The sequence below is a fragment of the Terrisporobacter muris genome (assembly GCF_024621905.1).
Classification (GTDB): Bacteria; Bacillota; Clostridia; order Peptostreptococcales; family Peptostreptococcaceae; genus Terrisporobacter; species Terrisporobacter muris.
Window position 1 is genome coordinate 1 of sequence record NZ_JANKBY010000572.1, and the last position, 1,258, is coordinate 1,258.

Consider the following 1,258-nt stretch of genomic DNA (forward strand, 5'->3'; position numbering starts at 1 on the left):
ATTTGTAAAATTTAATATATTCCTTTGTTATTTTAGCTAAAAATTCCGTATGAAATTGTGTTCCCCCCAAAAAAATTTAATCCCTATAGCAGATTTTCAGAACGGAAATATTAGTTTCTACAATATTTTTTAACCTTTTCGAAATTTTATCACTCCATGGTTTATAATCAAAAACCATTGAATGATAACCATTTTGTATCAGTATGGTGATATTAAAATCATTAAGTAATTTCAAAATATTCATTTGCGGGTATGAATTTTATGGATGCAGAATTAATAGAAAGAATATTCTTCCTAAAATTCTCCCATGTATCATTTAAAACATATCCTAAATGTATATCACTTTTTCTACTTCTTACTTCAATTTTATTTATTATTTCTTCATCTTTTATAAATTTTATTAAATTATCATCTATTGCTTTTGAGAATATAGGCCATCCACAATTTTTATTTATTTTATCCCTTGATGAAAATAAAGGAGTATTATCTATAATATCTACATAAACTCCTTCTTTAAAATTATCATAATATTCATTTTTAAAAGGCTTTTCTCTTAATTTATTTTGTGTAACCTCATATTGTAACTTGCTTAGATGTCTTTTAGCGTAGCTTCTTTTTAAGTATTCATATCTTCCAGAAAATCTATAATATTCTCTATATAATAGTGGATTCTTTTTATAAAAATCTTGATGAAATTCTTCTGCCTCATAGAATTCTTTTGCTTCCCATAGATTTGTTGCTATTAAGTCACCAAATATATTATTCTCTTCCAAATTCTCAATATATTTTTGTGCCTGTCGCCATTGATTTATATCATAATAAAAAATAGCAGTTTTAAAGCAATTACCATCATCACCAAACTGACCCTCTTCATCAGTTGGATCTATAGAATTAAAATAAACTTCAAGAAGTTCATTATAAGATACCATATCATCCTCATAAATAATTTTTACAACCATAAAATGTTTATTATCTTCTTTACAAACGTCTTCAAATGTTGGATTTTTGTTTGTGCCTCCACTATAACCCACCCTAATATCTTTTACTCCTATTAGTTTTTCAAAAGGCTCAACCATACACCAGAAGCATCCTCCTGCAAACATTGCAGTTTTCTCCATAAAAAATCAACTCCTTGGTAAATTTTATTTATTTTCCCCAATAAAGTTGATTTTTAATCTTTATAGTATATTAATTTTATAGGCATATAATATTAATTCATTTTATCTGATCAAAATCTAGTTATTTATAATTGTATAGT

Annotated in this window: 1 protein-coding gene; it reads right to left on the minus strand. The window is 25.6% G+C overall.

Annotation, left to right across the window (positions count from 1 at the left end; genetic code table 11):
* Nucleotides 1-221: 221 nt before the first annotated feature.
* Nucleotides 222-1,118: a peptide-methionine (S)-S-oxide reductase MsrA gene (gene msrA / locus NSA58_RS20365; RefSeq protein WP_039680870.1), complete on the minus strand. Its 897-nt coding sequence runs from the start codon at nucleotides 1,116-1,118 to the stop codon at nucleotides 222-224.
* Nucleotides 1,119-1,258: the final 140 nt, after the last annotated feature.

Excerpts from the sequence above, each read along its gene's own strand:
- msrA (WP_039680870.1), bottom strand. The coding sequence starts at position 1,118 with ATGGAGAAAACTGCAATGTTTGCAGGAGGATGCTTCTGGTGTATGGTT.